The organism is Olivibacter jilunii (genome assembly GCF_900607235.1).
Taxonomy (GTDB): domain Bacteria; phylum Bacteroidota; class Bacteroidia; order Sphingobacteriales; family Sphingobacteriaceae; genus Olivibacter; species Olivibacter oleidegradans.
On sequence record NZ_LR027856.1, the window covers coordinates 62,807 to 76,471 of the forward strand.

Annotated in this window: 12 protein-coding genes; 6 read left to right on the top strand and 6 right to left on the bottom strand. The window is 36.8% G+C overall.

Going from position 1 to position 13,665, the window contains the following annotated elements; all coding sequences use genetic code 11:
- The first annotated feature begins 73 nt into the window (after nt 1-73).
- The 4 genes from E0E36_RS23040 (at nt 74) to E0E36_RS23055 (ending at nt 4,410) form a co-directional block, all read left to right on the top strand.
- A complete protein-coding gene (locus E0E36_RS23040) occupies nt 74-646 on the top strand; it encodes a Crp/Fnr family transcriptional regulator (protein ID WP_130857910.1) in 573 nt (190 codons plus the stop codon).
- 192 nt (nt 647-838) lie between these two features.
- A complete protein-coding gene (locus tag E0E36_RS23045) occupies nt 839-3,292 on the top strand; it encodes a serine/threonine protein kinase (RefSeq protein ID WP_130857911.1) in 2,454 nt (817 codons plus the stop codon).
- A 62-nt stretch (nt 3,293-3,354) separates the two neighbouring features.
- On the top strand, nt 3,355-3,732 hold the full coding sequence (locus E0E36_RS28415) for a MauE/DoxX family redox-associated membrane protein (protein ID WP_423213037.1): 378 nt from the start codon (nt 3,355-3,357) through the stop codon (nt 3,730-3,732).
- Nucleotides 3,733-4,179: 447 nt separating this feature from the next.
- Entirely contained in the window at nt 4,180-4,410 is a 231-nt protein-coding gene (locus E0E36_RS23055; protein ID WP_130857913.1) for a hypothetical protein, read from the top strand.
- A gap of 76 nt (nt 4,411-4,486) precedes the next feature.
- Here the strand turns inward: E0E36_RS23055 and E0E36_RS23060 are convergent, their stop codons facing one another.
- From E0E36_RS23060 to E0E36_RS23075, 4 genes are read right to left on the bottom strand one after another with little or no spacing between them, the layout of a single operon-like run.
- A complete protein-coding gene (locus tag E0E36_RS23060; RefSeq protein WP_130857914.1) occupies nt 4,487-5,854 on the bottom strand; it encodes a TlpA family protein disulfide reductase in 1,368 nt (455 codons plus the stop codon).
- Nucleotides 5,841-7,229, bottom strand: coding sequence for a RagB/SusD family nutrient uptake outer membrane protein (locus E0E36_RS23065; RefSeq protein WP_130857915.1), 1,389 nt, complete (start codon nt 7,227-7,229; stop codon nt 5,841-5,843). The genes E0E36_RS23060 and E0E36_RS23065 overlap by 14 nt, the downstream gene beginning before the upstream one ends.
- 6 nt (nt 7,230-7,235) lie before the next feature.
- On the bottom strand, nt 7,236-10,190 hold the full coding sequence (locus tag E0E36_RS23070; RefSeq protein WP_130857916.1) for a SusC/RagA family TonB-linked outer membrane protein: 2,955 nt from the start codon (nt 10,188-10,190) through the stop codon (nt 7,236-7,238).
- Entirely contained in the window at nt 10,187-10,381 is a 195-nt protein-coding gene (locus E0E36_RS23075; RefSeq protein WP_130857917.1) for a hypothetical protein, read from the bottom strand. Before E0E36_RS23075 ends, E0E36_RS23070 begins: the two co-directional genes overlap by 4 nt.
- A 407-nt stretch (nt 10,382-10,788) precedes the next feature.
- Here E0E36_RS23075 and E0E36_RS23080 point away from each other — a divergent pair, with 407 nt between their 5' ends.
- Nucleotides 10,789-11,034 carry a helix-turn-helix domain-containing protein gene (locus E0E36_RS23080; protein ID WP_130857918.1) on the top strand — a complete coding sequence of 82 codons (246 nt, stop codon included), beginning with the start codon at nt 10,789-10,791 and terminating at the stop codon, nt 11,032-11,034.
- Nucleotides 11,035-11,038: 4 nt separating this feature from the next.
- On the opposite strand, the gene E0E36_RS23085 is transcribed toward E0E36_RS23080, so the two are convergent.
- Both E0E36_RS23085 and E0E36_RS23090 read right to left on the bottom strand, forming a co-directional pair.
- Nucleotides 11,039-11,896 (bottom strand): HEPN domain-containing protein, encoded by an 858-nt coding sequence (locus E0E36_RS23085; protein ID WP_130857919.1) that lies wholly within the window; start codon nt 11,894-11,896, stop codon nt 11,039-11,041.
- Between the two features lie 114 nt (nt 11,897-12,010).
- Nucleotides 12,011-12,715 carry a competence protein CoiA gene (locus E0E36_RS23090; protein WP_341273595.1) on the bottom strand — a complete coding sequence of 235 codons (705 nt, stop codon included), beginning with the start codon at nt 12,713-12,715 and terminating at the stop codon, nt 12,011-12,013.
- Nucleotides 12,716-13,182: 467 nt separating this feature from the next.
- On the opposite strand from E0E36_RS23090, the gene E0E36_RS23095 reads away from it, so the two are divergent.
- On the top strand, nt 13,183-13,665 hold the full coding sequence (locus E0E36_RS23095; RefSeq protein ID WP_242627375.1) for a GNAT family N-acetyltransferase: 483 nt from the start codon (nt 13,183-13,185) through the stop codon (nt 13,663-13,665).

The following is a 13,665-nucleotide window of genomic DNA, read 5'->3' on the forward strand; positions in this document are numbered from 1 at the left end:
TTGCCGTGATTTTTTTGGGTGGCAAACATGAAAAATGTGCCACCCACTTTTATCAATAAATAATTTTTTCTTTATGGAAATTTTATCAATGATGGAAGAACTAAGAAAAAAACTATTGACCTTAAAGTCAGCAGATGAAAAAACGATCAATCAATTGGAGTTTTTTTTTAATCGTGTTCACTTTAAACGAAACGGTATAATATATACTTCCGGTTATTCCGCTTCAATGCTCTATTATATATCCAGAGGTCTGTTAAAGGGTGTGGTCAGCGATGATGAAGAGGAACATTGCCTTTGGTTCATTGATTGCGGTTTCATTATTCCCGGAAATGGTTTCCTAACCGGAACTAAAACCGTAGAAAGTATAGAAGTACTTGCCAATACAACTGGATATTCCTTAAATCTTGTGCGGGCAGATACTGTTGCACGGAACAACCCACAGATGTACCGTATGCTTTTGGAAATTTATGAAGAATCATGGTTGGAAGGTAGGAAAAGAGAGATCATGTTGCGAAAACAAACAGCTTCCGATCGGTACAGTTATTTTGTAAAAAATTTCCCCAGTTTATGGAGGAGGCTCACGCTAGAACAGCAGGCCGAATATCTCCATATCGGTCGAAAATATTTCTATAACATCAAAAAATAGATCCTATTCTAATCTCAATTGCTAGAGCCTAATACATTGCCTTCTCTTGGTTGCTATGCATGATTTTGTCTGAAATCAGACATAGTTCCTGTATGTTTTCAGACATAGAATTTGTCCGGTTTAGGGAAGAGATACTTCCGAAATGGATAGCTAAAAAAGTTGTCCACTTCCCGAACTTTACTGTACAAAATCATGAAGATGGAAGCAACCCAATTCATATCAAAAGTAGAAACGAAATTTAAGTCTTACGGTTTCCTTTTGGATAAATGGGGAATCCCTTATCGTGAAGATGGTGTTTGGTTTGTTCACGGGAAACCGGATCATGATAATAAGTGGATGATATTTCTCTCTATTCCTTTAAAGAACGCTGAACAGATATTGGATGAAGTATTAGCCTACCTTGCCAAAAATGACTATGCCTTTGTTCTGATAAAAGACCAGCTTCAGCATAACCGGATCAACAATAATGCTTTTCCGCTAACATTGTTTGGAAAAGCTTTGATGATTTTTATACTAAACCCTGAATTGTGTAATACCGTGGCAGGAGATCTTGCCAAAATAAGCGAAAAATATGACGGGTTATTTATTCCGGGATGTATCCGTATGGGTAGCATTGTGTACGTTGCCTTTAGTAAACTTAATACCGAATACAATGGCGAAGAACATTTACTTCCATTTATATATGAGTCTGTAGAAAATGCTTATCAGCTATTTCCCAATAGCTTATACTGGAAAGAAAAGAAAATATCTAGGTTTATCAAAAAACGATATCTACCTATATCGTTAATAGCTAGTAGTTATAAGGGGAATATATTAAAAGGTCTGGATTTGTTTAAAATGAAATGGGTCTTTATCAAACAGGCCAGACCTTGGGCTACGGAAGACTTGCATGGCAGGCAAATGAGAGATCGGCTCTTGTGGCAACAGAAGGTTTCAGAATATCTGGAAGGGAGGCTGAATTTGCCAAACATTTTAGATTATGTAGAGCAGGACGGTTACTGTTACCTTATAAGCCAATACATTGAAGGGGTGTCGCTTGATGCCCTTTTAAAAGACAAATCCAACAGTTTTGAAAAACTTCTTCCTTATTACATAAAGGCTGTCATGGAAGTAAAGAAAGTACACCAAGCTGGTTATCTTCACAGGGACATAACATCTAAAAATATTTTTATAAGGGAAGGCGACCATAGTGTCTTTTTAACAGATTTTGAACTTTCATACCCTCAGGCAGAGGCAGGAACAAAACCTTTTGGTAGCGGAACATACGGTTATATGTCGCCACAACAAACTAATAACCATATTCCAAAAGAATCTGATGATGTTTTTTCCTTAGGAGGATTGCTTTATTATTTAGCCAGTAGAGAACATCCTAATAAAACGTTCTCTCTTAACGAAGAAGCCAAAATTTCAAATGTAGATTCATTGGAGATCACAACTGAAGTAAAGGAAATTATTAGAGGGTGTACTTTTCCCGATCCACAAGAAAGATGGGACATTAATCGGCTCATAACCCATCTTAATAATCTTGTTAATACATATACACAAAATGAAAAAGCGATAAAGTATCGCGTCATAAAGACCAGGATAGCTATTTCAGTTACATTGATTGTTTTAGCCTTTTTAACTGTATTTGGACTTTGGAAATTCAGTAACGAACCAAACAAAGACAACAATGGTTTCAAGAGGACTTTTTTGGGTAGAATATCAGCTCCTGTTTACGAACACTCTCTTCCAAAGTACGTTACAGGTTTCGCTGGTTTGGATAGAGATACCGCTTATTTCTTTACTTCAGACCCCAAAAAAATCACACAATTGTATATCTCCAATGGGCCTGGAAAGACCAAAGAATTGGTATTGGATATTCAGATAATAGGCAAACTAAAAAATGGTTGGTCTATTCAGGCGGACTCACTCGGTTTTGCCCTTTTTGATGGATTTGGAAAGAAAATAACGCTTTTTTCAAAGCGTGGAGTTCCGGTTTCTTCCCATAAGACAAACGAACCTTTTACAAGGGCCGTAAGGTATTCATCAACTTCCATTGCTATGCGGAAATTTAAACCGGGGTTGGGAGATCAGCTCATGTACAGATACAATCTAACTCATGATACTGCTCTTAACGAAAATGAGGTTACGGAAATTAACGGAGACGCAGGTTTGATAACAGGTGGTTATTTTGACTGTGACGGGAAGAACGGATGTTTATACGTCACACGTTATGCCAACCACATCTATCTATTAGATACTCTGTTGAATGTAGTGAAGAGGGGGCATACCGTTGATACTTTCAGCCACTATACTATTAAAACCAACATACAAAAAAATGGAAATAGTGGTGTGGTTACTAATGGTAGCCCACTTAGGTATGTAAATAAAGGAATCGCCGTTTCAGAAGGCAAAATATATATCTATTCTGATGTCAGGGCAGATAATGAAACAATGCGTGAATTTGCAGCAACAAACGTGATAGATGTCTATGCGCTACCTGAACTTGAATACATCGGGAGCTATGCATTCTCTACCGAGGATAAAGAACGAATATGGAGTTTCAAAGTTAGAGACGGAAAATTTTATATGTTCTTTCCCCAAAAGCTAAAAATATATAGCCTTAACGGAATGAATAAAGGTTTAAAATCTGCAAGTCTATGAAAAAGAACGCTATTCAATGGCTAATTCTGATTTTGCTGATGAGTTTCTTTTTGTATTCCTCAATGGCAAAAGCCGCTGATTTTTCGGATTTTTCAAATGAAATATCCAAAAGCCCATTTTTATACCATTTTGCTAGGATATTGGCATGGATCGTTCCGATTGTAGAAGCCGCAGTTGGGTTTTTGCTCCTCATAAAGAAAACCAGACGATTTGCCCTATATACCTATTTGTATATCATGGCTAGTTTTACGTTTTATGTCTTTTTAATGGAAAGAGAAGCCTATTATCTTCCGTGTGCATGTATGGGACTTTTTGAGAACCTTTTAAATTGGAAACAACATTTATACGTGAATATATTCCTCACTTTACTTGTAATAGCATCTATTTTTTTGGAAGGCAGCTACATGAATAGGATAAAGATATTAGAAGGATATGAGTGAAATAATAACCACGTAGCTAGAGACATTTAATTATTTGGTAAAATATATAGAACAGATTTCGAATCAAAATTTAGTGCCATGCTAAAAAAAATCTTTGTCGTTACTTCAGCTATAGTGGCTATTAGCGGAGCATTTCTAAGGTCGTCAAATGCCAGGAATTTATTGCAGGAAAATCGCTGGATATTTATTGGTTAGGAAGGTCTGCACTCAACCGATAGCGCCGAAATTCCTTGTGATTATGGTGATATAACTTGTGCTTATGTAGGCGGCCGTGAAAATCCAACAGAGAAAATGTTTATTGAGTAGTGATGGATGCTCAAAAACTCTGTTCTATATGAAAGTATACTAGTAGTAATATAGTAGTCAAAATAATTTCCAAACAGCTAAAGCCGTTCGGCTATTCGGAAAATTGAAAAGAACGGAATTATTAAACTAAAATTTAGAGCCATGCTCAGAAAATTCTTTACCGTCGCAGCAGCCATAGTGGCTGTGGGCGGAGCGTTTGTAGGTTCCTCAAACGCAAAAAATTTATTGCAAGATGATCGGCGGACAATTGTTGGTCAATCAGGTCTTCATTCTACGGCAAGCGCATCTGCTGCATGTCCCGGGTCCTTACAGGATACTTGTGCCTATGTAGGCAACTCTGAGAATCCTACCGAAGCAAAATTCCGCCTTTAGCTGAATTTTCTTCCATTTAATAAGTTATTGTCCATACCTTTATGGACAATAACTTATTTGTCGTGAATAACACCTGTTATTTATCGGTAATTACAATCATCGAGACTTTACCGACTTTCTTTTTTAATTCTAGGCCGTTTTTTCTCAGCTCCTGATTTAGTTTTTCAAAATCTGTTATATTAATGTTGCCGATATCGAGATCAATGTTACCCTTAATATTTGTGCGATTTTTAATAAGAAGTGTCCGTTGCTGCCTCAGTTTGAATTCGTCCCCCACATGGTATCTTCGAACACCCGTTATGAGATCTTCAATAGGCCTATTTTTTAATGTAATATTGTATATCGTATAAATATAACTGCTGCTGTCTGATGATCTAGGGGAAAGACGGGCAGTGTCTCCAACAGTTTGTAATACCAGATATGGCACTTTGATCTTCTTTTTGTAAGTGTGTAACCCGAAAGTATATTCAAGATCCCTGCGCATAATGTTTCTAATGGATGAACTGTCTCTCTTATTAGTAATGATCCTATAGGTGAAACAGTGTTCTTCATTCCACTTTTCTCTTTCTCGTGAGGAAATATTATTTTGTGGTATATATAGCGACGTGTCTTTAAAATCTAGATAAAAACGCCAATTCTGTTTTGAACCCCTGTATCCCAGTGCATATTGCATCATGATCGAAGGAGGAAGGTTCTGTAAAGACAAGTACTTATGCTCATCTTCTCCAGATCCATTTAGCTCAACAAAGCTTAATCTTTTATCATATTTTAAAATCATTGACTGAAAGATAATCCCTTTATTGATACTGATTTTGTTGATTCCGTACTTGTCTCGCACAATTGAATCTAAAGGCGCACCTGTATAATCCGCGTACTTAACCGAATCATTTTTAAGAGTCAGTGTCGAGGACTGGTCAGTTAAAAACCGAGTTACGTTGCTTTCCGTTAGCTCAGAACCATCTGTAATAGCATATATTTTATTGGCTTTGTTTATCCAGATGTAATGAGGGATTTCATAATGAGGAAAAAGCTGTTCAATAACTGTATCCTTTTGTCGGTCATAAAAAGCTGTTGGTAAAGTAAGACGGCGGTTCTGATAAAAATCTATTGTTCCTTTCTCATCATGACGGGAGAGCAATAGTATCCTAAGTTCACGATTATACTTTTCCTGAAATTTCTGAAGTTTGGGAAATGACGTAATACATGGAACACACCAGATTGCCCAGAAGTCCAATATTATTGCCTTTCCTCTAAAATCGGATAGTTTAGCGGTTTCCGTTTCATAATTTATCATCTTGTTAAATATGATTTCTGGAACTGAGTCGCCTACCTTTAAGGGTTTTATCCCCGATGCTTCCTGTGCATTGACAGCTAAAGTAAGAGAGCATATCAAAATCACCAAAAAACATATTCGTTTCACGGTATTCTGTTTAATAACCTTCATTCTGAATTAAATTAGGATTTGCTAAAAGTTGACTAAGAGGGATCGGCCATAACATATCTCCGGTTTGCCAATTGTCACCTTTAACCGGTTTAAGGACTGCTTCAGATTTGCCTGTTCGTTTTAGATCAAACCATCTATGGCCCCATTCGCAGAATAACTCGTGACGTCGCTCTTTCTCGATAGCTTCGAAGATCTCAGATTCAGACAGCGTAACAGGCAGTTCGTTAAGACCAGCTCTAGTCCGGATGACATTTAAATCTTGAACTGCTCCTTGATAGTCTCCAAGATGTGTTCTAGATTCGGCCCGAATTAAATATTGTTCGGACAGGCGCAATACGATTGTATATTCTGAAACTTCTTGTGTTGCAATTTTCGTTCTTGCTTTATATTTATATGGAAAATGGTAACTACCAGCAGAAGGTTTTGACCCGATCCATTGAACTTTCCGCTCATCTTCGTTTTCAAAAGATTCATATAATTCATCGGGAATCAGATAAAACGGAATAACATTGTCTGTTAACGATGTTGGGATGAAATAGAGACCTTCATAAGTTTCCTGGCTTGCTGAATTTGCCGGATATAATTGCCAGATGGTTTCCCTGCTTTCTTTTTTAAATGTACCTGCCAAAGTAGGTAAGGGTAAGTATAATTCAGATGAAATAAGTCGATCCGAAAGACTCTCGGCTTCCTGCCAGTTTTCAAGATATAACTGCACTCTTGACAATAAAGCGGCAGCAGCTAATTTGTTAGGACGAACCTTTTCAGTGCTAGGATAAGAGTCCGGAAGTGTATCTATGGCATCACTAAGATCTCTGATAATCTGGCCATAGATTTCTTCCGAAGGTATGCGGGGCATTATCTCATTTACTCTGTAATCTGTTGTTAGGGTCAAGGGTACATCCCCCCAGTAGTTGACTGTGTAAAAAAAGAAAAATGCCCTTAAAAACTTTGCTTCGCCTATAAATCTATGTTTTGCGGAATCATTTATAGACGAGGAATTTTCGATTCCTTCAATCATTTGATTCAACTGATAAATTTTTCTATATAAATCCATCCATATCCGATTGATAGTTCTGTCATCGGGAAGGAGATTATTTGTAAGAAAGGACAGGGCATAGGCACTTGAATTGTTCGCCGTTAGCTCGTCCGATGAAAGGAAAGTGAATTGAATCATGGAGGCAAGGAATCCGGTGTTAGTTCCCATTAGGTCACTATATGTACCGCTTATTGCCAGTGCAACAGAGGTGCTATCTGAAAAAACTGTAGATGTTTCTAACCTGTCATTAGGAGGATCAACTTCTAGGAACCTTTCACACGATAATAACATTGGTAACAACAAGAAAGGCAGAATAATATGGGCTGATATCTTTTTCATTTTATTTTATATTGAAAACTGGATGCCAAATGAAGATGTAGATAATGGAGGTAACTGGAACGGATAAGTACTGGTTTCTGGGTCAAGTCCCTTATATCCGGTAATTGTCCAAAGATTTTGTCCTTGGTAGAAAAATTTCAGGCCATATAATTTCAATTTTGAAGCTATATAATTGGGTAGGCTGTATGAAATATTCAAGGTTTTTAGCCGTAAGAAAGATGCATCGCTGATTCGTGCATCAGAATACCCTGCATAGTTGTTAAAGGAGATAATACCTGAGCCAGTTGTCGTAAATTTCTGAATGGTAGCGTCATCTCCAATATTGCGCCATCTTTCCAATACCTCGATCGGCTGATTGTATGAAAGTCCGGGGGTGTTGTTAATAAAGTTGGTCAGATAATTAACCCCGTTCTGCTTTGTGAATTGAATAAGGAAATTAAAGTCCCAGTTTTTATAAGTGACGTTATTGCTAACACCCCCAAAATATTTGGGTGTGAAATCCGCAATTATAGTCTGATCAACAGGTCTTGATGTACCATCAAATGTGTAATTACCCGTCTCTGGATCAACGCCCGTCCAGTGTAGTAACTTAACAATATTTAAAGGTTTACCTATATCAAGAGTATTGGCATAGCTAGAAGATTCCAGTTCCGGGAATTCCAGTAACTTATTTCGTGATACTGTTAAGTTTGCAGAAATAGTCCAATTAAAATTCGTTTTTCTTATAGGATTGGCAGAAATCATCCACTCCCAACCAATGTTCTGTACCAGTGCATTAAAGTTCCTTAGTATTGAAGAGAAACCAGTTTGGGCTGGAAGGCTATAATCAATTAATTGGTTATTGCTTCTATTGCGAAACCAATTCGTTGTAATCTGTATTCTGTTGTCCAAAAAGCCAAGCTCAAGGGCAGCTTCTAGTTTTCTGTTTCTCTCCCAAGTATAGTCAGGGTTGTATAACCGTGATGGGATATATCCAATTGCTCCTTGATAGGGATATCTTACAGCACTATAATCATCAAGGTACTGATAATCTCCGATCTGATCATTTCCTGTTATTCCATAACTACCTCTTATCTTTCCGAAACTTAACCAGTCAAATTTGATATTTGATTTCAATTCTTCACTAAATATCCATGCTGCTCCAATTGCTGAAAAATTTGAGATTCGTTTATCAGGCCCAAATCTGCTGCTTCCATCACGTCTGCCTGTTATATTTATTAGATATCGTCCATTGTAGTTATAATTTATCCTACCGAAAAGAGCTTGATATCGGTATTCAACTTTAGAGGTTTGTGCAGTGACATTTGTAGCAAATGCTGTTGCTTCGATTAAAGCATCACTTGGAAATCCCTCAGCGTCAATGGAACTTAGGTTCTTGTTATCATGCTGTAAGGTAGTACCTAGTAAAATATCTAATTTTCCTTTGCCCAAATCTCTAAAGTATTCTATTTGTGGTTCTAGGATAAAGCTTTTAAATACAGTATTGGAGAACGTTGCCGTTGGAACCAAACTAGATCTATTTGGATCTTGTGAAGAAACAGGGTTTGTTGTAGTCCTGTTTAACTGGATCTGGTTATAACCGCCAGATAATCTAATGTTTAGCCCTCTGCTTAATTCGTATTGAATATTAAGGTTGCCCAGAAAATTATCAGTGACAGCTACATTTTTGCGTTTAAGGTATGTAACAGGATTACTAAAGGTTCCACCATTTTCGCTCCAATTGAGGTTGCCTTCACTATCAAATAAAGAAGGATTATTGGGCGGTAACAATATACTCAAGGTAAGATCATTTACTGGTAGCTCATTTTTATCGGTACTATAACTACTCGTTATTGATGCTTTAAACCGTTTATTTAAAGATGTATGACTTATATTGAAACGGGCACTTCCACGATTTTCTGAATAACTGCCGGGAAAGACCGACCCTTGGCGATTGTAATTAGCATTTGCAATAAACTGTGTGCCTTCATTCCCACCTGATAAGGAAAGATTAGCATTCGTATTATGTGCTGTTCCACCAATAAGGTAATCTTGCCAATCGATATACCTTGTTGTGTCCCACAACACTAGATCAGGCGCATTAGTAGCCGTTGGCTCAATGCCGTCATTGGCAAACGCTTCCCTTCTCATCGCTAGATATTGTTGTGTATTCAGTAAATCTAGCTTCTTTGGAACCTTAGCGATGGATTGATTAAATAACGCATCTACTTTTGTTGTTCCGGTCTTTCCCTTTTTTGTGGTAATCAGAACGACGCCATTTGCACCACGGCTACCGTAGATCGCTGTAGCATCGGCATCTTTTAACACATCAATACTTTCAATGTCCTGTGGGTTGATGTTGGCGAAAGGGCTTTGTCCCGAATTAGCTAAACTTCCAATAGGCCCGATTGAATTATTTGGAAACGGTACTCCGTCTATAATGAATAAAGGCTCACTTCCTTGACTGATACTGTTCTGTCCTCTGATCTGTATGTTGAATTTGGAACCCGGATTACCGTTTTCCTGAACTACGGTCATGCCCGGTACACGACCTGCCAGAGCGGCTAAAGGATTACTGATCGGCTGCCGTTCAATTTCTTGTGCAGATACCGAAACAACACTTCCCGTATTGAACCTTTTTGAGACGGAACCATATCCAATGACCTGTACTTCATCGAGCGAACTTTGTTCCGGTTCTAAGGTGATAACATAAGTATCTTCCTTTGCATGATCGTAGGGGACTTCCTTATGGTCAAAACCTATGTACGACACCGTTAATATTCCCGATATTTGGTTGGTGAGGATAGAAAAATTACCTACGTTATCCGTTTGTGTGGAGAGAGCCGAACCTTTAATCTTTACAGTTGCTCCACTTAATGGTGCATCGTCCGAAGCAGACTGTACTTTACCTTTTAACGTGTATTGTTGTGCGAAGGCACTAAAAACAGTCAAAGTTAATATGAGGGTAAGGAAAGATCTCATGGTTTACGATCTCCTTTCCCTTTTGCATGTAAGTTGTTGCGATAAATGATAAATACCGCGTTGGCGGCAGGCTCGTTTTTATGTCGCAATTGAGCCTGCTTTGCCTTGGCGGTAACATGAAACAAATCGTTAAGTTGATGGATATTTTTATGATATGGGCATAGCAATGCCATTATGAAGGTTAAGTTCATTTTTTCCTATACAGTTATAGTTGATTGGAATGTTAAATGTTATAAATTGGTATAAACTTCCAAGAAAAAATTATTCAGGGGCAGAAATTACGAGAGAGGTTAAATTGAAAAAATTGCTTTTAAAAAGTGGAATTAAGATGGTTGATCGGAAAGAACCAAAAAAAGGCGCAGGCTTATTTCTCTCATTGCTGAGCACTAAAGGACCGACCCGTGCAAAGGAATTAAAACCCGCGCCTAATCTGGTTCGTATAAGATTTTTGTATAACATATTCCTTTTTATCTGATTCAATCGTCCCTTAATGCTTCAGAAAATGAGAATATGTCACTTTTTGATGTAAAGTTAGTAATAAAATAATTGTATGCAAATAGTCCTACAAATAATTTTTAGGTAAATCCTCTTTTTGTGTATGACGAAAGAAGAGGAAAAATTCTTGAAGGCATTTGGAAAACACTTGCAAGCGATACGTGAAGGAAAAAAGATAAGAAAAGGAGAACGGATTAGTTTGCGAATATTGGAACAATTGTCCGATGTAGATTATAGCCAAATCCATCGCATCGAAAAAGGTCAAACAGCACCTTCATTACTTACTTTAAAAGCCTTGGCAGATGCGTTGGGAATATCGTTGTCTGAACTCGTTACCTTTGAAGAGTAAGGTTTTACTTTAGATCCTCAATACGTTTGAGACATATCTCTTTTGTAATTTTAATCATCTTATCGATTCTACTATTTAGTTCCTGAAGATCTTCCAAAGCAATGTCAAAATCCATTTTATATTTACCACCAATATAAGCTCTATTAAGCAAATCAAATAGTTTCCTTTCATAGCTATCTTTGACCTCAGGGAAAATGTTATCCAATACTTCAGAAATTCCTGAAACCGAACGCCTATATTTATTCAGATTATGTAGTTTTGGCTTGTCTCCCATAAACACCAATAACAGAGCACTATATAGCGACTCTATCGCCTGAAAAAGAAACCAAGCAACCAAACTAGGTCTAGTACCACCTTTTAATTTATGTTGAGCCGAATCATAAAATTCAACGCTGTTGTTTATCCAAAAATCGTAATTTGTCTTAGCATTTTGGTAAATCTGCTGTTTCGAAAGTGACCCGGGTTTAACAAGTTCAGTTTTCCCTGCATCATAAAGCAAAATACCATATTCATAAACAGGAACGAAGAAATAGTTTCCAGTTTGCAGTCCATTATTAAAATGGTTAATGTCATACATGAAGAAATTGATGTCTGGTCTGGCCTTCAGGCGTTTTTCTAATTCGTTAGCCAATTCATATTCCTTTATATTTGTATTATCTGTTATAACTACCAAATCATAATCACTGATATAAAAGTACCTGATTCCTTTCTTTACATATACTTGCTCGACATATTTTCCTTTTGCATAGCTACCATATAGGATAATCTTATCGGGATTGGCAAATTCTTTAATCACCTCAACTATTTGATCAATCTCCTTTTTTTTTGCTTCTGAAAGGCTGTCAGGTAATTTTTTCTTCATATTACAAATTTAATGATTTAATATTAGCAGAAGAAAGTGGTATAGGATATTGTCAATATACAAGGAAAAGCAAAAAAATGCTTTTATTGGATAAGAATTGATTCGAGCATGAATTTAGTTGGGATTTAGAGCTCGGTCTATGAATTCATATTTCTCCCACAATTTTACACATTCTAGCTCATCATTATATTTTTTTAGCTCATAGAGGTATTCTCCGCCAAAATCAATGAATTTTCTTTTGTTAGCAACCTTCCAGTGTTTTCTTTCGTGATTCCAATGAAACAGAAACAAATTCGAGTTGTCGCCATTCAAATATTTTTCTACAGCGTGAATGAGATGTTTTTTATATCTGCCGTTTATGAGTACATCACACACAACAAATTGCCCATAGTTTCCATATTCCTTTCTGCAATTTTTAACTTTTTGGGATTTTGGACTTGGTAACTTTGCGATCAAATCGAAATGATGTTTAAATTCTGCCCCATTGATAACCCATAGCATGTTTTTATAAAATTTTTCTCTATTTCTTATCTCAATAGGAGTAATAGGTGAATTCTGGAATTCCAAGACGATTCCATTTTTTGTCTTGACATCTGCTATATGTTTCTCTCCTGTTACATCATCTACATGAATGACCTCTTGGTTCACTAGTGGAAAATGGTTCTTCCATTCATAATGCCATTCGGTTTCGGGTTCCCACCAGCTATCACAATTTTTTAAACTAATATGCGCCCAATGCCAGGTATTTATTTCTCCACATTTAGCTTGCATCTGGCTTCCGCAGCAAATACAATATCCGATCTCGCCGGGGCTTGGCAGGCTTTAGGTTCCGTTTACTATAGCAGTTCTCATTAGTATTAAGTCGACAAAGTTAATTGTTCGAATTTAGGTATATGTATTCAAAGTCAAATTTAGGAGCAATAAAGATTCTTTGTTTCCTAAACTTAATTTTTTTCAAATAACAGATTTTGGTCAAACGATATCGTATTGGTTCAGGTTTCTATTCCATGTTTTATTTGTTGAATTAGGACAAAAAATCAAATTACGTTATGAATAGCTATACATTTCAATAGAAAGATAGGGCAATTAGCTGTCTGATCTACAGCTATCTTATTATTTTTTATTTCTCAGGTAATATTAAATGCCCAAGGCTTTTTTCGGACATACCACAAAGATAGTATCTATAATAAAAATAACCTACCTTTGTGCTAGGTTTAGGTTGATCGCCCTGATAACGCTTCCCAAGTGTTGTTGGGGCATCCTTTTATATCTAACTTATAGTAACAATGGCATCTTTGGAAGGAATAATGATCAGGAAAGGGTGCGTTAGTGAAACGACTGAAATGCAACGGCTGTTTGTAGATACAATAAAACGAACTTGCAGAACAGATTATAATGAAGAACAGATTAATGCTTGGGTTTCCGGTATAGAAAACAGACTACGCTGGCAAAAAATACTCGAAGATCAAGTGGTTTTAGTCGCCGACTATTACGGGCAGATTATAGGTTTTTGTACACTTGATAAAACGGGTTATATTGATCTTCTTTATGTTCAAAAGGATTTTCAGCGCATAGGCGTTGCTTCTAAACTTTATATAGAAATCGAAAAAGAGGCAATATCTAAGGGGCACACAGAATTGATATCTAACGTTAGTTTAACAGCTAGGTGCTTTTTTGAAAGAAATGGTTTCAGATTGATAAAGAAACAAATCGCCAACATAAACGAAATACAACTCTTATACTATAGGATGAGTAAGTCAATAAAATGA